The organism is Vibrio sp. S/42/10 (assembly GCF_029890535.1).
Taxonomy (GTDB): Bacteria; Pseudomonadota; Gammaproteobacteria; order Enterobacterales; family Vibrionaceae; genus Vibrio; species Vibrio cyclitrophicus.
The window spans coordinates 18550-37167 of record NZ_JAKMZC010000028.1; the positions used below are offsets into that span (position 1 = coordinate 18550).

The 18618-nt window shown below is 44.8% G+C and carries 16 protein-coding genes and 1 rRNA gene; 10 read left to right on the forward strand and 7 right to left on the reverse strand.

All coding sequences use genetic code 11. The annotated features are described in order from the left end of the window. Positions 1–14: 14 nt before the first annotated feature. From tpx to rarD, 5 genes are all read right to left on the reverse strand, one after another. Complete coding sequence (gene tpx, locus L8S15_RS20800; RefSeq protein ID WP_010440678.1) at positions 15–512, reverse strand: thiol peroxidase; 498 nt, start codon at positions 510–512, stop codon at positions 15–17. An 804-nt stretch (positions 513–1316) separates the two neighbouring features. Next, positions 1317–3074 (reverse strand): gamma-glutamyltransferase, encoded by a 1758-nt coding sequence (gene ggt, locus L8S15_RS20805; protein ID WP_010440681.1) that lies wholly within the window; start codon positions 3072–3074, stop codon positions 1317–1319. A 91-nt stretch (positions 3075–3165) separates the two neighbouring features. Continuing rightward, the gene (locus tag L8S15_RS20810; RefSeq protein WP_010440683.1) at positions 3166–3828 is read right to left on the reverse strand and encodes a LysE family translocator; all 663 of its coding nucleotides are present in this window, start codon (positions 3826–3828) and stop codon (positions 3166–3168) included. A 99-nt stretch (positions 3829–3927) separates the two neighbouring features. Then, positions 3928–4722 carry an AraC family transcriptional regulator gene (locus L8S15_RS20815; protein ID WP_010440685.1) on the reverse strand — a complete coding sequence of 265 codons (795 nt, stop codon included), beginning with the start codon at positions 4720–4722 and terminating at the stop codon, positions 3928–3930. An 80-nt stretch (positions 4723–4802) separates the two neighbouring features. Next, entirely contained in the window at positions 4803–5717 is a 915-nt protein-coding gene (gene rarD, locus L8S15_RS20820; protein ID WP_010440687.1) for an EamA family transporter RarD, read from the reverse strand. Between the two features lie 179 nt (positions 5718–5896). Here rarD and recQ point away from each other — a divergent pair, with 179 nt between their 5' ends. From recQ to L8S15_RS20835, 3 genes are all read left to right on the forward strand, one after another. Next, positions 5897–7735, forward strand: coding sequence for an ATP-dependent DNA helicase RecQ (gene recQ / locus L8S15_RS20825; protein WP_010440689.1), 1839 nt, complete (start codon positions 5897–5899; stop codon positions 7733–7735). Positions 7736–7815: 80 nt separating this feature from the next. Then, positions 7816–8127: a DUF3630 family protein gene (locus L8S15_RS20830; RefSeq protein WP_010440691.1), complete on the forward strand. Its 312-nt coding sequence runs from the start codon at positions 7816–7818 to the stop codon at positions 8125–8127. Positions 8128–8405: 278 nt separating this feature from the next. After that, entirely contained in the window at positions 8406–9077 is a 672-nt protein-coding gene (locus L8S15_RS20835; RefSeq protein WP_010440693.1) for a 7-cyano-7-deazaguanine/7-aminomethyl-7-deazaguanine transporter, read from the forward strand. A 102-nt stretch (positions 9078–9179) separates the two neighbouring features. Here L8S15_RS20835 and gppA read toward each other — a convergent pair whose 3' ends face one another. Continuing rightward, the gene (gppA, locus tag L8S15_RS20840; protein WP_010440695.1) at positions 9180–10673 is read right to left on the reverse strand and encodes a guanosine-5'-triphosphate,3'-diphosphate diphosphatase; all 1494 of its coding nucleotides are present in this window, start codon (positions 10671–10673) and stop codon (positions 9180–9182) included. A 6-nt stretch (positions 10674–10679) separates the two neighbouring features. Then, positions 10680–11990 (reverse strand): ATP-dependent RNA helicase RhlB, encoded by a 1311-nt coding sequence (gene rhlB / locus L8S15_RS20845; protein ID WP_010440697.1) that lies wholly within the window; start codon positions 11988–11990, stop codon positions 10680–10682. 111 nt (positions 11991–12101) lie between these two features. Between rhlB and trxA the strand changes: the two genes are divergently transcribed. The 7 genes from trxA to L8S15_RS20880 all read left to right on the forward strand — a co-directional run. Next, positions 12102–12428 carry a thioredoxin TrxA gene (trxA, locus tag L8S15_RS20850; protein WP_010440700.1) on the forward strand — a complete coding sequence of 109 codons (327 nt, stop codon included), beginning with the start codon at positions 12102–12104 and terminating at the stop codon, positions 12426–12428. A 202-nt stretch (positions 12429–12630) separates the two neighbouring features. After that, positions 12631–13890: a transcription termination factor Rho gene (gene rho, locus L8S15_RS20855; protein WP_010440702.1), complete on the forward strand. Its 1260-nt coding sequence runs from the start codon at positions 12631–12633 to the stop codon at positions 13888–13890. A gap of 110 nt (positions 13891–14000) precedes the next feature. Then, on the forward strand, positions 14001–14996 hold the full coding sequence (locus L8S15_RS20860; RefSeq protein ID WP_010440704.1) for a hypothetical protein: 996 nt from the start codon (positions 14001–14003) through the stop codon (positions 14994–14996). A 98-nt stretch (positions 14997–15094) separates the two neighbouring features. Next, positions 15095–16936 carry a 4-hydroxy-3-polyprenylbenzoate decarboxylase gene (gene ubiD / locus L8S15_RS20865; protein WP_065100115.1) on the forward strand — a complete coding sequence of 614 codons (1842 nt, stop codon included), beginning with the start codon at positions 15095–15097 and terminating at the stop codon, positions 16934–16936. Then, positions 16933–17202 carry a 2Fe-2S iron-sulfur cluster-binding protein gene (locus L8S15_RS20870; RefSeq protein WP_016767813.1) on the forward strand — a complete coding sequence of 90 codons (270 nt, stop codon included), beginning with the start codon at positions 16933–16935 and terminating at the stop codon, positions 17200–17202. Before ubiD ends, L8S15_RS20870 begins: the two co-directional genes overlap by 4 nt. A 20-nt stretch (positions 17203–17222) precedes the next feature. Beyond that, complete coding sequence (fre, locus tag L8S15_RS20875; protein ID WP_010440710.1) at positions 17223–17936, forward strand: NAD(P)H-flavin reductase; 714 nt, start codon at positions 17223–17225, stop codon at positions 17934–17936. A gap of 612 nt (positions 17937–18548) precedes the next feature. Next, a 16S ribosomal RNA gene (locus L8S15_RS20880) occupies positions 18549–18618 on the forward strand; the annotation flags it as partial.

The window sequence follows — 18618 nt, forward strand, 5'->3', positions numbered from 1 at the left end:
CCTTAAAGTAAGACTTACAGTGCTGCAAGTGCCGCTTCGTAGTTTGGTTCTTCAGTGATCTCTGCAACTAACTCGCTGTGTGTTACCACACCGTTTTCATCAACACATACAACTGCACGTGTTGTTAGGCCAGATAGTGGGCCTTCAGCGATCGCTACGCCGTAGTCTGATGCGAAAGTAGGAGAGCGGAAAGTCGAAGCGTGTTGAACGCCTTCAATGCCTTCTAGTTCGCAGAAGCGACCCGCAGCAAACGGAAGATCAGCAGAAATACAAACAACAACCGTGTTCTCAAGCTCTGCCGCTTTTGCGTTGAACGTGCGTACGCTCGTCGCACAAGTTGCGGTGTCGATGCTTGGGAAAATGTTTAGAACCACTTTCTTGCCTTCAAGAGAAGCAAGAGTCAGTTCAGAAAGATCGCCTGCAGTCAGTGCAAAGCTTGGAGACTTTTCACCCGTTTTTGGGAATGTGCCTGTTAGAGCTACAGCAGCGCCTTTGAAGGTAACGTGTGACATGAATTGTCCTTAGTTTAATTATGGTTATGAAACTAGTTGAGCCTAGTAAAGCTTACGTTACTCGGAAGTGGTTAAGAAGTGAATGATTTAAATGTCAGAATTGTAATTAAACGTATGTGATGTTTGGTGAGGTTTAGAGCGGAAAGGTTAATTGGAAAGTAATAAATAGAAGTATGGATAAAGAAAAACCCCGAGAGCTTGCGCTCATCGGGGTCTGTAGTCTTACTCGCAGCAATCCGGCTACTAAGTGTGCTCCATGCATCAAATCCATGATAGTGTGCTGTTATCCTTCAGCGTATTCCTTTCATCGCCTTCCTAGCGGTGTCCTTGATCTTATCCTGATCTGCCAACAATCCTCGTTAGCGCGCGTCACTTGTTCCTTGAGCGGTGTCCTTTACATCATCCTGATGTTCAGTCCTTTCCTCGTCCAGAGGTGTCCATTGTCTTTCCTTAGTAGCAACCATCCTAGTTACTATTGCGTCCATTCAATGTCCATTTCGCTATCCATGCCGATTATTCATCCTGAGTAATCGAATCTTCATCCTGAAGATAACCAAGTCCTTGGCGTTTCCTGTTCCGTGTCAGCATCCTTCCGACACCATTCATATTACCGATCTCCCATTTATCAGCAATGGTGCATAAGAGAATTTCTATATAATTATTTGAATGATAAATGTACGTTTTGTTTTATTTCAAATAGTTAAGATTATTAAGTGCTTATTTTCTCAGTTAAATAGAGATATTTACTCACTGCCTTGTGAGAGATCTCGCACAAGGCAGCGAGTAAAAAGGGAGGATTATTCCCTATTGGCCAATCGCAGCACCTTCACGACGAGGGTCTGCAGCACCTTCTAGGCCATATTTTGTGATGCGAATGGCGTGTAAACCCGAGTTAAGATCGCGAACGTTGACTTCAAATCCCATCTTTTCTAGCTCAGGTTTGAAGTTTTCCGCTGATGTTCCTTTTTCCAAATCTAAGCTACCGAAGCGGTTTAGGAAGTGCGGTTGGTTGATCGCTTGCTGAATATCCATGTCCCATTGGGTATGCGCAATGATCGCTTGTGCTACATAACCTATGATACGGCTGCCGCCTGGAGAACCAATCGCCATGTAAGGTTTATCATCTTGCATAATGATGGTTGGAGCCATCGAAGAGCGTGGACGCTTACCCGGTTCAAGTCGGTTCGCGATAGGTTTGCCATTATTGTGCGTTTTGAATGAGAAGTCCGTTAGTTCGTTATTGAGCAGGAAGCCTCTCACCATTAGGCGTGAGCCAAATGCGTTCTCAATGGTGGTGGTCATTGATACGACATTGCCATCGCTATCAACAATGTTGAAGTGGCTAGTGGACGGCAGTTCAATAGAGACATCTTGGCTTCTTTGCATTACATGATCCCACGGTGGTGTGCCTGAAGGTGCGTTTGCTAGTGCCTTACCTGCGGTAATTAACTGAGCTCGTTCCTGCAAATAGTCAGTATTGACTAACCCTTGGGTTGGCATAGGTACATAATCTTGATCTGCCATATACATACCACGGTCTGCAAAGGCTAGGCGAGAAGCATCCGCTAATACTTGCCAAGACTTTGCGTCGTTTGGTCCCCATGATTTGAGGTCAAATTGCTCGGTCATCGCTAAGATTTGCCCAACCGTTAATGCACCTGAACTTGGTGGTCCCATTCCACAAATATCGTAGCTCTCATAAGCGGAACAAACGGGTTCACGTTGCTTGATTGAATAGGCGTCGAAGTCTTTCTGTGCCAATACGCCCGGATTGCCTTTGGCAGTTTGCACAGCATTGATGATGTCGGCAGAGATCTCACCCTGATAGAAGGCTTTAGCGCCATCCTTTGAGATAGCGTTTAACGTTGCCGCGTATTCTGGGTTCTTAAGTTGCATGCCAGCTGCTTTCGGGCTGCCATCGGCATTAAAGAAGTAGGCTTTAGTGGTGGCAAAGCGGCTTAGACGTTCTTGGTCGTTCTCGATCAAGGTGGCTAAGCGTGGGCTGATGGTAAAACCTTTTTCAGCCAGTTGAGCGATAGGCTTGATGAGTGAGGCCCATTCTAGCTTGCCGTATTTCTGGTGGGTATCCCACAATAATTGAACCGTACCGGGTGTACCAACTGAGCGACCCCCAACTACCGCATCATAGAATTTAAGCGGTTGGCCGTTTTCGTCTTGGAATAGACGTGGTGTAGCATCAAGTGGTGCAGTTTCACGACCATCGTAGGTTTTGAGTTGCTTGTCCTTGCCATCAAAATAAACAAGGAACGCGCCACCACCAATACCTGATGACTGAGGTTCTACCAAGCCAAGCATAAGCTGTACCGCTACCATGGCGTCAATCGCGTTACCACCTCGGGCGAGGATGTCTGCGCCTGCTTGTGTCGCCAATGGGTTAGCTGCGGTGACCATCCAATCATTGGCTTTGACGAGTTGTTTAGTTTCTAAACCACTACTTTGTTCAGGCGCGACGGCATCGGCAGCTTGATTTGCCCAACTGACATGGGAAGCAAAAAGTAGGGTAGAAGTAGCGAGGGTTGTTAGTTTTGTTTTCCACTGCATGATCTTCTCCTTTTAATATGCAGAGCTAGATTGACAGTGGAAATAACATTTAGCCAGTGTATTGTTAATTAATTGTAATCTTTGTTCTAATTTAGAGCAGTAGTGATGAGGCTGATTGCCACAAAATACTGACGCCAATAATGGTGAATACAGCGCCGCACAAGCCATCGATATAGACAGTCGCTTCATGTAATTTTTTCTGTAAGGCTTTAGTAGATAGCATCCAAGCTAAAAGTGAAAACCAAAACAGCGACAGGCCAAATAAGATAAGCAGAGCAAAACCTTTACCTGAAAGAGACATGTCAGCAGGCACTAGGCTCGACATTAAACTAATGAAAAACACCAAAGCCTTTGGGTTGAGAATGTTAGTGGCAAAACCCTTAGAAAACGCCTCACGCTTGTTGGTAAGAATGAGATCTGTGGAATGAACAGAATCAGTGTCGTCATCGTGATGCTGGATCGTATACCAAGTGGCTTTCAAAGCGCCATAACCTAGGTACAACAAGTAACTACCACCTGCTAGTTGGATTATCGCAAATAGAGTCGGTTGCTGGTGGACCAAGTAACTTATCCCCGTTAGGCTCAGCAGTGAGTGCAGTAATATCCCGCAAGACAATCCTAAAGCAATGTACAAGCCTGTTTGTCTACCATGACGTGTCGCGTTTTGCACGACTAACGCAAAGTCAGGGCCGGGACTCATCAAAGCGATGAAGTGGATAGAGGCTAGGGTGATCAATATGGTGACTTCATTCATTGTTCGTTCTCAATAACCTTGCAGCTATTTTAAAATAAGTAATCGTATTGAGCGTAGCTTACCGTGATTTGAAATGGAGCAATTGTAAATTATCAACACTTAGTTGATTTGTGATGGTGGGACACCGAATGTGGTTTTGAAGGCCTTGGAGAAATGGGCTTGATCATAAAAGCCAACTTGGTGTGCAACCATGGTGCCACAGATCCCTGATTTAATAAGGCGCATACTCTGTTCCATACGTAAACGGCTTAGCCAAGCATAAGGAGTGATACCCATCTTATTTTTGAAGTGGCGTTGGAACTGAGTGGTGGTTAAGCCGCATAGGTCTGACAGTTGTTCTAAACGAACTGGCTGGTCCAAATTCGCCATCAAATAGTCTTTTAGCGTATCAATCGATTGATTACCCAGTTTGATGTCGCTTTTCGATCCAAACTTTGCATAACGATCGACAATCGTAGAAAACCCTTCGAAAGGTAAGCAGTCTTGAGCGAGTTGGCTGACGTTTTGAGTTATTAAAAGACGGTGTAGGTTACACAATTGTGAAAAAGCGGCTTGATCGGAGAGGATCAACTCAGAAAAGCCTAATGTATGACCATTTAGCTTGGGATCGGCAAGATCTTGAAACCATTGAGGAGAAATCGCAAATACGCTGACTTGATAACCTGAATCGAGTTTGGAGTGCCCATCATGAAGCTCATCAGGCGGCATGATAACAACTTGGCCAGCTCCGACATGGTGACTCGCACCTTGATAGACAAACTTTTGTTGGCCTTTTGTTATTAAGCCAATGTGAAAGTCCAAATGATAGTGACGCTGAAACGCGAACTCTTGGTATTGAGCTTTAATCAGGCTGATATCTTCTGTCGGTGTAGAGTAATAGTGGACTTTATCCATGGTACAAAAAAGCTTGGTCAAATAGTCATCAATTCAACCAAGCTTATCTTCGTCACTCGCAGTTGTCTTGTAAAAAACGATCAGTTCTTTTGTTTAGCTTGTTTGTTCTTTTTGTTGTTACTCAAACCATCAAAGCTGAATACCACTAATGCCCCCCAAATAAAGGCAAAGGTAACAGCTTTGTCTGACGTAAAGGCTTCACCATAAATCAGCACGGCCAATAAGAACATTAAGCTTGGACCGATGTACTGGAAGAAACCCAGTGTCGATAGTTTTAATCGCGTAGCTGCACCCGTAAAACACAGTAAAGGGATGGTTGTAATCACACCAGCAGCAACCAGTAATAGGTTGAGCTGCATCGGGTTCATTGATAAGTCTGAGGTTGGACTATCGGCAATAAACAGTAAGTACGTTGCAGCGAGAGGCAACATTACTAGGGTTTCAATGAACAAACCTGTTTGTGCCTCTAAGCTAACTTTCTTACGTAGCAAGCCGTAGAAACCAAAACTAAAGGCTAATGCGATAGCGACAATAGGAATTGAGCCAAAGGCTATCAATTGGATAAGGACTCCGACAGCCGCTAGCGCAACCGCACACCACTGTAGTCTGCGTAAACGTTCGCCAAGGAACAGCATCCCAAGCAAGACGTTAATCAGTGGGTTGATGTAATACCCTAAGCTGGCATCGAGCATATGATTGGAATTAACCGCCCAGATAAAAATGAGCCAATTGGCACCCACCAAGATCGAAGTCGCCACCAAATAAAGCATTTTTGGTTTTGAGGTTAAGGTGTCACGAACCTTGCGCCAGCTGCGACCAATATGCAGTAAGAAAGCGAGTAGGAAAAAAGACCAAACTACACGGTGGCTAAGGATCTCTAGCGGGGAGACGTCACTTAAAGATTTGAAATATATAGGGGCGATCCCCCACATGGTGTAAGCGCCGACGGCAAGCAAGATTCCTTGGCGAGTACGTTGTTGTTCTTCAGGGGTCATACAACTTTCTCTAGCATTGAGTGCTTATTAATAAGATTTATAAGAGAGTTGGTCAGTATAGGAGCGTTAACCCTTTTCACCTAACAATTTGCGGTTTAATTCACCAGCGTTCCCCTCTACAATGTGCGCCTTGCTTGCGAATGATGCTGGCTGATTTTATACCTCGATTAGGAACCACAATGACCGCCACTCTGATTGCTGAGCAAATACCGACTCCCGCGAATGATGCGCAAAACATCTTACAAGATGTCTTTGGTTATCAAAGTTTTCGCGATGGTCAGCAAGAGGTCATCGATCTTGCCGTTGAAGGCAAAGATAGCTTGGTGATTATGCCAACTGGTGGCGGTAAGTCGCTGTGTTATCAAATTCCGGCCTTGGTTCGTGAAGGGTTAACTTTGGTTATCTCACCACTGATCTCGCTAATGAAAGACCAAGTTGACCAATTGAAGGCCAATGGCGTCGCTGCTGAGTGCATTAACTCGTCGATGCCAAGAGAAAAGCTAATCTCGGTGTTTAATCGCATGAACTCAGGCCAATTGAAAATGGTCTATGTTTCGCCAGAGCGGGTGTTGATGCGTGACTTTATCGAGCGTCTACAAGGGCTTCCTCTTTCAATGATCGCAGTCGATGAAGCGCACTGTATCTCTCAGTGGGGACACGACTTCCGCCCTGAATATGCATCATTGGGGCAACTTAAACAGTACTTCCCGCATGTACCTTATATGGCGCTAACGGCAACCGCTGACGATGCGACGCGCAAAGATATTATCTCGCGTTTGCAGTTGGTGGAGCCGCACACTTATTTAGGCAGCTTCGATCGTCCTAATATTCGTTACAACCTTGTAGAGAAACACAAGCCAGTGTCTCAGGTGGTTCGCTACCTAGAAACACAGAAAGGTAATTGCGGCATTATCTACTGTGGTAGCCGTAAAAAAGTGGAAATGGTGACCGAGAAGCTGTGCAATAACGGTCTTCGTGCGGCGGGTTATCATGCCGGAATGGACACTGATGAGCGTGCTTATGTGCAAGAGGCCTTCCAACGCGATGATATTCAGATCGTTGTGGCGACTGTGGCGTTTGGTATGGGTATCAATAAACCCAATGTACGCTTTGTGGTGCACTTTGATATTCCACGTAACATCGAATCTTACTATCAAGAGACTGGCCGTGCGGGTCGTGATGGCTTGCCTGCTGAAGCTATGATGCTGTTTGACCCTGCTGATATGGGGTGGCTGCGTCGCATGCTGGATGAGAAAGAAGAAGGCCCACAGAAACAAGTTGAAATGCACAAGCTGAACGCGATGAGTGCCTTTGCTGAAGCGCAAACTTGTCGTCGTCAGGTTCTGCTTAATTACTTTGGCGAATATCGTGAGAAGCAATGTGGTAACTGCGATATTTGCTTAGATCCACCAAAACACTTTGACGCGACCCAAGAAGCGCAAAAGGCGTTGTCTTGTGTGTACCGCGTAAATCAGTCATTTGGTATGGGTTACGTGGTTGAAGTGATGCGTGGTATGCAGAACATCCGTGTGCGCGATAATGGTCACGATAAGTTGTCTACTTACGGTATTGGTCGCGATCACAGCCACGACTACTGGATCAGTATCTTCCGTCAGTTAATTCACAAAGGCTTGTTGTTCCAGAACATCACTCGTAACTCGACTTTGCAGTTAACCGAAGAAGCACGCCCGCTGTTACGCGGTGAAATGTCTTTGGAGTTGGCAGTGCCTCGTTTGGATACCGCAGTTCGTAATGCTAAGTCCGATAAGTTAAGTAGCAAGAACTACGATAAGAAGCTGTTTGCCAAACTGCGTAAGCTGCGTAAGTCGATTGCTGATGAAGATGGCTTACCACCTTATGTTGTCTTCAGTGATGCGACCTTGATTGATATGGCCGAAATCCTACCCACATCTTACGGAGAGATGTTGGCAGTGAATGGTGTCGGTCAACGCAAACTCGATAAGTACGCTGATCCATTCTTAGATTTGATTCAAGAACACATTACCACCCACGGCTAATTGGCTGATTGCTAGTTTTCAGAAGCGTTTAGCTTATAAGAACGGTTAGTTCATAGAAAAAGAATAAGGTTGATAGGGACATGACAACAAACACAGAATTTGGCTTAAGAGAGTATTTAGCTGAGGAAGGGCGTTTATTGATTACGTCTCCAAGTTTTGATTTTGATTCTTACGAAGTGTTAGGTGAAAAGCTGGTGGCATTGCTGTCCGCTTCTGTTGTAGAAAAGCAATGGGACGCTGACATGCATTCTTGGTTGATCGATTTTGAAGACTGTCGAATGTTTTTAAAGTCTGAACATTACAGTGAATCAATCTGGTTTGAGTCGTTAAACGCTGAAGAAAGCCGAGAAGAGTTTGATTATCTCGCGACGCTTTTCAAGCGTGGCTTCTAACTTCAAGCGCATTTCTAATTTTAGGCATAGAACCTAAAAACCTCGCTTTAAAAAACATAGCTTTTAACGTCATTCGCCAATAAATGTGAGGATAAACGTTTGCGTCTATTCTCATCGTTGCAGCCAATATTGATTAATGTATAATCGCCCGCCGCTCAATAGAGCAATTTATAGATACATTTTTAATTCACATTATTGGTAAGAGCTTTCTTGGTTTATTCGAAGAAATGACTCGATTTGGGTTCCCTCACCCCCAAACCAAACTAAAAAGGTACAGCATGAGTAACTTTACCCCTGCGCAACAGCGCAAAGCCCTAGCACTATTAGTGTTGTTCCATTTGGTGATTATTGCGTCAAGCAACTATCTGGTTCAGCTACCTTTTACCGTCTTCGGTATGCACACCACTTGGGGTGCTTTCACTTTCCCGTTTATCTTCCTAGCGACCGACCTAACAGTACGCATTTTTGGCGCGCAGCTTGCTCGTAAAATCATTTTCTTAGTGATGTTGCCTGCACTAGCCGTTTCTTATTTATTGTCTGTGGTGTTCTTTGAAGGTTCATTCCAAGGCTTTAGCCAATTAGGTGAGTTCAACTTGTTTGTTGCACGTATCGCCGCGGCGAGCTTCATGGCTTATTTACTGGGTCAGATCTTGGATGTGCATGTTTTCAACCGCTTACGCCAAATGAAGCAGTGGTGGGTAGCCCCAACGTGTTCAACGCTATTTGGTAACGCGCTCGATACCATCGCGTTCTTTGCGATTGCTTTCTACCAAAGCCCAGATCCATTCATGGCTGAGCACTGGACTGAGATTGCATTGGTCGATTATGGCTTCAAGCTTATCATCAGCTTAGGTCTGTTCGTACCTATGTACGGTGTGCTACTTAATTACGTGGTTAAGAAGTTAACCGCAGTGAACCCTGACTTTAAAGCGACAGGTGTTAACGCTTAAGTTTGAGATTTGTAACGCAAAGCATTAATGCAGCGGTAATAAAAAGCCCAAGTTAGTCAACTAACTTGGGCTTTTTTAATTTCTAGCGACAGATAATTAATATCACAGGCATTCTATATTGAGCGGCCAACCAATATCAGTTTGGCGGTTCGACTCAATTTCTAGCTCAGCAGCCGTAAGAGGGTTGGCCTCCAACCATTGCTTGGACAGATTTAATGTTAGCTTGTCATCTTGTGCTGTTAACTTCACTTGCGCGACAAGGTCAGGGTTACGGCGATGAGTTAGCAAAATGGCTAAGCGTAGAATACGTAAAATACGTTTGCTACTAGTACCTGATACGGCGTGTTGCTCTGGCAGTGATGTCAGTTGCTCACGGTAGCGACGTACGAGTTCACCGAGGTAGTGCTTCTGTGCACGTGTAAAACCAGGCAAATCCAAGTTTTGTAGTAAGTATGCGCTGTGTTCGCCACCTTTTTTGAAATCGATGGTTAAACCAATTTCGTGCAGTTTAGCTGCAGTTTGCAAAAGGATACCAGCTTGAGGTTCTGATACCCATTCCTCAGCGCCCGCTTGTTCAAATAGATATTGTGCTAACGATGCAACTTGCTCACCGTAAGTGACGTCCATTTGATAGCGAGACTGAACGCTAGCTACCGTACGAGCCCTAATATCTTCTTGGCGTAACTCGTCAACCATCTCATAAGCAAGGCCTTCACGGAGTGCACCGCCGGCGAGTGTCATTGAATCAATCTCAAGCAGCTCAAAAATAGCAATTAGAATCGATAGGCCACTCGGGAATACAAGTGCACGTTCAAGGGTTAACCCTTCAATCTCTAGCTCTTCGAGTCGCTCTGCTGCCATTGCTTGTTTTTGTAGGCGTTTAAGCTTGGCGTGAGTGATGACCTCATCCATGCCTTGTGCCAACATGATTTCTTGCAAAGCTTGAACGGTGCCACTTGCACCAACACACACATCCCATCCTATATCCGTGTAGCTATCAAGGATTGGTGCCAGCGTAGATTTAGCCGCTTCAATGGCGTTGTCAAAGTTGGTTGCGGTTAATTGGCGATCTTTAAAGTGACGCTCAAGCCAAGTAACACAGCCCATCTTCAGGCTAGTTAATGCTTTCGCTGAGAAGCCTTCACCGATGATCATCTCGGTACTCGCGCCACCAATGTCAACAACTAGTCGGCGACCACTGCCACCAGAAGTGTGTGCTACGCCTTTATAGATAGTCGCAGCTTCTTCTTCACCAGAGATAACATTGATATCGTAACCAAGGATCTGGTTCGCTTTCTCTAGAAAGATACCCACATTGGTCGCTGTACGCAGGGTCGCAGTACCTACAATGCGGATATTTTCTTTAGGAATGTCTTGCAGTCGCTCTGCAAAGAGACTCAAACAGTCCCAGCCTCGCTGCATCGCTTCTTTACTAAGTGCGTTATTTTCATCTAAGCCTGCGGCTAAACGAACTTTACGCTTAATCTTAGCCATGGTTTGCACGCTGCCATCGATATGGCGCACAACGAGCATATGAAAACTGTTCGACCCGAGGTCGATTGCAGCGTAAAGCGGGGATGACACTGTTTGGCTCATAAGCGACTAAGCTTCCTTGTTATGACGCGGTTGGCGTGGGCGACGGTTCTGGTTTGGTTTACGGTTACCGTTACGTGGACCATTGTTGTTTGAGCGACGTTGTTGCGGATTACGTGTACGTAAACGCAATGGTGCCGGTAGATCTTCTAGTAGTGCAGAAGCATCGTAGTCAGACATTGGAATAGCGTGCTCGATGTATTCTTCGATTGGTGGCAAGTTGATTGCGTAATCTTCACAAGCAAAGCTGATCGAATGACCGCTTTCACCAGCACGACCTGTACGGCCGATACGGTGAACGTAATCTTCGCAATCGTCTGGCAGGTCAAAGTTGAATACGTGTGTTACTTGAGGAATGTGTAAGCCACGTGCTGCAACATCGGTTGCTACAAGTAGGTCTACATCACCTTTAGTGAACTGTTCAAGAATCTTTTCACGTTTCTTCTGTGGAACATCACCTGTTAGTAGACCAACACGATGACCATCGGCAGCCAAGTGACCCCAAACTGATTCACATTTGTGCTTCGTGTTAGCGAAGATGATTGCGCGATCTGGCCATTCTTCTTCGATTAACGTTTGTAGAAGGGCCATCTTATGTTCGTTAGAAGGGTAGAAAAGCTCTTCCTGAATGCGGTGACCTGTTTTGCGCTCTGGCTCAACAACAACATGCTCTGGGTTGTGCATGTGTTCGAACGCTAGCTCTTGTACGCGGTAAGACAGCGTCGCAGAGAACAGCATGTTCAGGCGATCTTTTGGCTCAGGCATACGGCGGAACAAGAAGCGGATGTCTTTGATGAAACCAAGATCGAACATGCGATCAGCTTCGTCAAGAACAACAGCTTGAATATGGTTAAGGTTAAATACCTTCTGCTTGTAGAAATCGATGATACGGCCAGTTGTACCAATTAAGATATCTGCGCCTTCTTCGATCTTACCTAGTTGCTTGTCGTAGCTTTCGCCACCGTAAGCAAGTGCTGCTTTGATACCTGTGCTTTCAACCAGAGAGTCAGCATCGTTGTAGATCTGAATCGCGAGTTCACGTGTTGGTGCCATAATAATCGCACGTGGCTGGTTAGGCTTGCGCCCTTCATGCTCAGGTGTTTTTAGCAGGTGATTAAAAGTAGCAGTAAGAAACGCAAGCGTTTTACCAGTACCCGTTTGGGCCTGGCCTGCAATGTCTTGGCCGGTGAGCAGTACCGGGAGCGCCAAGGCTTGGATAGGGGTACAGTAATCGAACCCTTTTTTCTCCAATCCTTCAATGACTTGCGGGAGTAAATCCAAGTCGGCGAACTTTTGCTCTGTGATATGCGTCTTTTTCATTGCTATAGAATATCAGCTTAAGCTTGCAATACGAAAGTAAATACATTCCAATAGGGCATCTATTTACTGGTTATCATCCAACCAGTTCTAAAAAATACATTGGAGTGGAAGATGAGTGATAAGATTTTGCAGCTAACTGATGACGGTTTTGATAACGATGTGATCAATGCTGCAGGCCCGGTTCTTGTTGATTTTTGGGCTGAATGGTGTGGTCCTTGTAAGATGATTGCTCCGATTCTTGATGAAATCGCAGACGAGTACGAAGGCAAGCTCACTATCGGTAAATTAAATATCGACCAAAACGCAGGAACTCCACCAAAATTTGGTATTCGCGGTATTCCAACGCTACTTCTTTTCAAAGATGGTGGCGTAGCAGCAACTAAAGTTGGTGCATTGTCTAAAACTCAACTTAAAGAGTTCCTAGACGCTAACCTTTAATTAGGTGAGCATTTGAAAAGAAACCGCGCAGTTAACAAATGCGCGGTTTTGTTTTTTCTAAGCTATGGACTAGTCTTAGTTTTAGTGCTAATTTATCGCACGTTAATTGAACGAATTTCTCTTCTTGGTCGATCCTGCGTGACCAAATCCTTCTTAACTTAAGAAAACAGATCCTATTTTGACTAAACAAACTTCCACCACTATGAATCTTACTGAACTGAAGAACAGACCAGTGTCTGAACTTGTTAAACTTAGCGAAAGCCTAGGTCTTGAAAATCAAGCTCGCTTAAGAAAACAAGACATTATCTTCTCCATCCTTAAAGCGCATGCAAAAAGTGGTGAAGACATCTTTGGTGATGGTGTTCTAGAAATTCTTCAAGACGGTTTTGGTTTCCTGCGTAGCGGCGACAGCTCATACCTTGCTGGGCCAGATGATATTTATGTATCACCAAGCCAGATTCGTCGTTTTAACCTTCGCACAGGTGATTCTATTGGCGGTAAAATCCGCCCACCTAAAGATGGCGAGCGTTACTTTGCACTACTTAAAGTAAACACGGTTAACTACGACAAGCCAGACAACGCACGTAACAAAATCCTTTTTGAAAACCTTACTCCTCTTCATGCCAACGAACGTATGGTGATGGAAGCTGGTAATGGTGCGACTGAAGATATCACAGCCCGAATCCTTGACCTTGCTTCACCAATTGGTAAAGGTCAGCGTGGTCTGATTGTTGCTCCGCCTAAAGCGGGTAAAACAATGCTGCTGCAAAATATCGCTCAAAGCATTGCTCGCAACCATCCAGAGTGTGAACTAATGGTTCTACTTATCGATGAGCGTCCAGAAGAAGTAACAGAAATGCAGCGCCTAGTTAAAGGTGAAGTAATTGCATCGACTTTCGATGAGCCAGCATCTCGCCACGTACAAGTAGCAGAAATGGTAATCGAGAAGGCGAAGCGCCTTGTTGAACACAAGAAAGACGTGGTTATCCTACTGGACTCAATCACTCGTCTCGCTCGTGCTTACAACACCGTGATTCCTTCATCTGGTAAAGTTCTTACTGGTGGTGTTGATGCGAATGCTCTACATCGTCCAAAGCGCTTCTTTGGTGCGGCACGTAACGTAGAAGAAGGCGGTAGCTTAACTATCATCGCAACAGCACTGGTTGATACTGGTTCTAAGATGGATGAAGTTATCTACGAAGAGTTCAAAGGTACAGGTAACATGGAACTGCACCTTAACCGTAAGATTGCGGAAAAACGCGTATTCCCAGCGATTGATTTCAACCGCTCTGGTACTCGTCGTGAAGAGCTTCTTACTAAGAACGATGAATTACAGAAGATGTGGATCCTGCGTAAGATTGTTCACCCAATGGGCGAAATCGACGCGATGGAATTCCTTATCGACAAGCTAGCAATGACTAAAACGAACGATGAGTTCTTTGACGCAATGCGCCGTCAGTAACCTTGACGGGTTTATAGTTATCAAAAAGCGCTGCCTTCGGGTGGCGCTTTTTATTTGCATTTTACAGCGCTAGCTTGCAGAATGACCAAAAGTGTTAAAAGGAAGTTAAAATGCAACATGGACTGTTGTCATCATTACTCCTGTCTACTTCACTGTTATTTTCACCGGTTGGTATGAGCTATGCCACCGAGATGTCTCCACTTACAGTTGAGTCTTGGCTTGAGAATGATCAAGTAAAACTGAAAACTGCTGAATTACTCGAGCTTGTTGTGCGTGATGAAGTCAATTCGTTACGTTTCGCGCTTGAGCGTCTGACATTTCCTCAGCAAGAGGTAGCTCGTTACCAACTTTTGAAGAAGATTGAGCAACAAAAAATTGCACTCACTCCTAAGATGTCTATCTTCATCGAGCAACAACTTGATCTCACGCCGACTTACCAAGTTTTAGAGCGTGGTGATGGATATGAGTTCACGGTACCTGCCTTTAATTACCCTTCGATTGCTAATCGATTAATCAAACAGTGGCACCAAGACCAAACAACATTGGTATTTGTGTTAGATGCAGAAAAACAAGAGCTCGACCTAAAAGAGTGGCTATCTGGCCCTGAGCATCAAGTTCAAACGCGAGAGGCTCTGTTAATAAGAGAGCTAGATAGTTTGTCACCTGAAGCGGTTGATTATCTGACTAAGCAACTCACCGCATCTTCTATTGTTAGTTGGTTACCTTCTACAGAGGTGGTGGTTCGGTTAGCGCAAGTCAGCGAAGACCCGGAGGTCTACAAGATTCTATGGCGAATGAAGGCCGATTATCATAGTCAAGCCGAACTAGTGCGCCTTGCTGAAACTAAACAAACGTTCGCGCTTGAACAGGTAATGGCGGCGACTAAGAATCCGCGCTTGAAAGATGAGGCGATAACTTTGCTTACCAAGGTTAATCCGTTATCAGAAGAAGTGAAGCAGTTCCTTGTCTCTCGGATGGCGATTGCCGATGAAGCGCCATTAGTCGCGCGTGAACTGGCCAAACAAGGTCACACTCGCTGGTTGCAAGACCTCGTCAATGATAACCCTCAGGTGAAGAGCTCTTTGATCGAGCAAGCATTACCGTAAAGTGGATTTTGCCTCTCAATAACCACATTAAAAAGGGGGATCTCAGCGTCACCCTTTTTGATATACTGAGCGCAGAATAATCAGCATGTAGAAGTCCTATGAGTTTTAAAGATTTACGTGATTTTATCGACCATCTTGAAAGTATTGGTCAGTTGAAACGCATTTCTCACCCTGTCGATCCAGACTACGAAATGACCGAGATTAGCGACCGTACTCTACGTGCTGGTGGCCCGGCTCTTTTGTTTGAAAATCCTGTAGGCTATGACATGCCTGTTTTGACTAACCTATTTGGTACACCTAACCGTGTGGCTATTGGTATGGGTCGTCAGGAAGTAAAAGAACTGCGTGAAGTGGGCAAGTTGCTTGCTTACCTAAAAGAGCCTGAGCCCCCAAAAGGCTTTAAAGACGCTCTTGATAAGCTGCCAGTGTTTAAGCAAGTCTTAAACATGCCGGCTAAACGCCTTCGCAAAGCGGCTTGCCAACAAGTGGTTTGGCAAGGTAATGAGGTCGACCTAGATAAAATTCCTGTGATGAGTTGCTGGGCCGACGATGTCGCGCCATTGCTAACATGGGGTTTAACGGTTACTCGTGGTCCAAATAAAAAACGCCAAAACTTAGGTATCTATCGCCAGCAAAAGATCGGTAAAAACAAAATCATCATGCGTTGGTTAGCCCATCGTGGTGGTGCGCTTGATCTACGCGATTGGATGGAAACCAACCCAGGTAAACCATTTCCGATATCTGTAGCATTTGGCGCAGACCCTGCCACCATTCTTGGCGCGGTGACACCAGTACCAGATACCTTATCGGAATACGCATTTGCAGGATTGCTGCGTGGTAGTAAAACTGAGGTCGTTAAATCAATCAGTAATAACCTAGAGGTACCAGCAAGTGCGGAAATCGTAATGGAAGGCTACATCGACCCGAATGAGTTCGCGGACGAAGGCCCATACGGAGACCACACGGGTTACTACAACGAGAAAGAAAAGCACCACGTATTTACGATTACTCATGTAACCATGCGCGAGAACCCTATTTATCACAGCACGTATACTGGCCGTCCGCCTGATGAGCCAGCGGTATTGGGTGTTGCACTAAATGAAGTGTTTGTTCCTATTCTTCAAAAGCAGTTCCCTGAGATCGAAGATTTCTACCTGCCGCCTGAAGGTTGTTCGTACCGAATGGCGGTAGTGACAATGAAGAAGCAATACCCAGGTCACGCTAAGCGAGTGATGATGGGTGTATGGTCTTTCTTGCGTCAATTCATGTACACCAAATTTGTATTGGTGTGCGATGAGGATGTGAACGCACGTGATTGGTCTCAAGTAACCGCTGCGATGTGTAAATATATGGATCCGTCACGCGATAGCTTGATGATAGAGAACACACCGATCGACTCGTTAGATTTTGCGTCTCCAGTGGTTGGATTGGGTTCTAAGATGGGCTTAGACATCACCAAGAAGTGGGATGCGGAGTTAGCATTATCGCCAGACGTTGAATCTGCGCCTGTAAGTAGTGAACATATCGAAGGTAGCCTGGCTGAGTTAACTAAGGCTCACCCTGAAATTATTGATATTCATCTACAGAACGACAACGCCAGCATGGTTGTCGTGTCTATTGATAAGCAAGCTGCAGGTAACGGTAAGAAAATCATGGAAGCGGTTTGGTCTCAATTTGATGAGAATAAATTTGTTATCGTGTGTGATGGTGATGTCAACGTGAGTGATTGGAATGACATCATTTGGGCGGTGACCACAAGAATGGACCCGGCCAGAGATACATTGTTCCTACAGAATGAAACTGGACACTCAAAAATGGGTCTAGATGCGACTAATAAATGGGAAGGTGAATGCCTTCGTGAGTGGGGGGTGCCAATTACAAAAGATCCTGAGCTCGTCAAAAAGATTGATAGCATTTGGGAACAGCTAGGAATTTCATGAGCTACCAAGTAGTCTTATATCCAGAAAACATCAGTTTCACAGTAGGAAAAGGGCAAACGATCTTGGATGCTGCGCTCAACAGCAATATCAATTTCCCGAATCGTTGCCAAGTTGGCGCATGCGCGATGTGTATGTGCAAAAAATTAGAAGGCCAAGTGAGTTACCACCTTGAACCCATGCTCACAGAGAAAGAGCAGTTACAAGGTTGGATTTTTGCTTGCCAAGCATTTGCAGAAAGTAATTTAGTTCTAACCTTTGCCGATTGAGGGTTAGTGAGAGGAAGAACATGACTATTAAATGTAAAGTGAAATCTATCGAGCCTTTGGCTTGTAACACTTACCAAATCCTACTTCACCCAGAAACACCGGTCGCTTTTAAAGCGGGACAATACTTGATGGTTGAAATGGGTGAAAAAGACAAGCGCCCATTTTCGATTGCAAGTAGCCCTTGTCGCCATGAAGGCGAGCTTGAGTTACACATTGGTGCTGCTGAGCACAATGCTTACGCGTTAGAAGTTGTTGAGGCGATGAAAAAAGCACAATCTGAAGATGGTGATATTGCTATTGATGCTCCTCACGGTAACGCGTGGGTTAAAGAAGAAAGCGAACGTCCTCTATTATTGATTGCTGGTGGTACTGGTTTCAGCTATGTACGTTCGATTCTTGATCACTGTATTGCACAAAACAGCAAGAAAGAGATTCACTTATACTGGGGCGCAAAAGATGAGTGCCAGTTATATGCGAAAGAAGAGTTAGTCGATATTGCAGAAAAACATAGCAACGTACACTTTGTACCTGTTGTAGAACAAGCTCCTGAGGTTTGGCATGGTCAAACAGGTAATGTGCTTGAAGCTATTACGCAAAGCTTCGAATCATTAGCTGATTTCGATATCTATATTGCAGGCCGTTTTGAAATGGCGGGTGCAGCAAGAGACTTATTTACTCAAAACAAAGACGCAAAGCGCGACCATATGTACGCTGATGCTTACGCGTTTATCTAACAATACCTTTAGATTTTGAGTAAAAAGAGAGCAGAAATGCTCTCTTTTTTACGTTTAGGTGAACTATTAGGCAGTTAACCCCTATTTATTCATTTTTTATGAAAAAGTAGTTGCTAAGCTGAGAGGGTTCCCTATAATGCGACACCACTGAGACGGCAGACGCCACAAGGCTTCAGCAAGAATCAGTAAGACGGAAAGCGACAAAAAATTAATTTTCAAAAAGTGTTTGACACTGAATGTTAATTCGCTAGAATGGCCGTCCACTTCGAGAGGCACCTTACTTAAAAGGAGCGCTTGAGAAGTAAAGCTCTTTAACAATTTAAACCTATCAATCTGTGTGGGCACTCGTTGATGAATATCAAAACGTTATTGGTTCTTTTTCGAAAGAGCGTAATGACAGTTACTTCGGTAACAAAATGATTTCAATGAACTGAGTGACCAATACGTTTAACTACTTTCTCTTGTAGAAAGAAATTATTCGGCACAGTCAATTCATTACCATTCTGTTGGAATGGTAATAGCTTTAGAATTACTTTTTACTTTCGAGTAAGAATAGATTTTGAAGTCAGTATTCGTTGAGTCACACCTATTAATTTAGGTAATCAAAACTTTAAATTGAAGAGTTTGATCATGGCTCAGATTGAACGCTGGCGGCAGGCCTAACACATGCAAGTCGAGCGGA

Bases quoted from the DNA above. Each gene is read 5' to 3' on its own strand.
- L8S15_RS20830 (WP_010440691.1), top strand. From the start codon at position 7,816: ATGACAACAAACACAGAATTTGGCTTAAGAGAGTATTTAGCTGAGGAA.
- recQ (WP_010440689.1), top strand. From the start codon at position 5,897: ATGACCGCCACTCTGATTGCTGAGCAAATACCGACTCCCGCGAATGAT.
- L8S15_RS20810 (WP_010440683.1), bottom strand. From the start codon at position 3,828: ATGAATGAAGTCACCATATTGATCACCCTAGCCTCTATCCACTTCATC.
- L8S15_RS20815 (WP_010440685.1), bottom strand. From the start codon at position 4,722: ATGGATAAAGTCCACTATTACTCTACACCGACAGAAGATATCAGCCTG.
- L8S15_RS20860 (WP_010440704.1), top strand. From the start codon at position 14,001: ATGCAACATGGACTGTTGTCATCATTACTCCTGTCTACTTCACTGTTA.
- L8S15_RS20835 (WP_010440693.1), top strand. From the start codon at position 8,406: ATGAGTAACTTTACCCCTGCGCAACAGCGCAAAGCCCTAGCACTATTA.
- rho (WP_010440702.1), top strand. From the start codon at position 12,631: ATGAATCTTACTGAACTGAAGAACAGACCAGTGTCTGAACTTGTTAAA.
- ubiD (WP_065100115.1), top strand. From the start codon at position 15,095: ATGAGTTTTAAAGATTTACGTGATTTTATCGACCATCTTGAAAGTATT.
- fre (WP_010440710.1), top strand. From the start codon at position 17,223: ATGACTATTAAATGTAAAGTGAAATCTATCGAGCCTTTGGCTTGTAAC.
- rhlB (WP_010440697.1), bottom strand. From the start codon at position 11,990: ATGAAAAAGACGCATATCACAGAGCAAAAGTTCGCCGACTTGGATTTA.
- rarD (WP_010440687.1), bottom strand. From the start codon at position 5,717: ATGACCCCTGAAGAACAACAACGTACTCGCCAAGGAATCTTGCTTGCC.
- L8S15_RS20870 (WP_016767813.1), top strand. From the start codon at position 16,933: ATGAGCTACCAAGTAGTCTTATATCCAGAAAACATCAGTTTCACAGTA.
- ggt (WP_010440681.1), bottom strand. From the start codon at position 3,074: ATGCAGTGGAAAACAAAACTAACAACCCTCGCTACTTCTACCCTACTT.
- trxA (WP_010440700.1), top strand. From the start codon at position 12,102: ATGAGTGATAAGATTTTGCAGCTAACTGATGACGGTTTTGATAACGAT.
- gppA (WP_010440695.1), bottom strand. From the start codon at position 10,673: ATGAGCCAAACAGTGTCATCCCCGCTTTACGCTGCAATCGACCTCGGG.
- tpx (WP_010440678.1), bottom strand. From the start codon at position 512: ATGTCACACGTTACCTTCAAAGGCGCTGCTGTAGCTCTAACAGGCACA.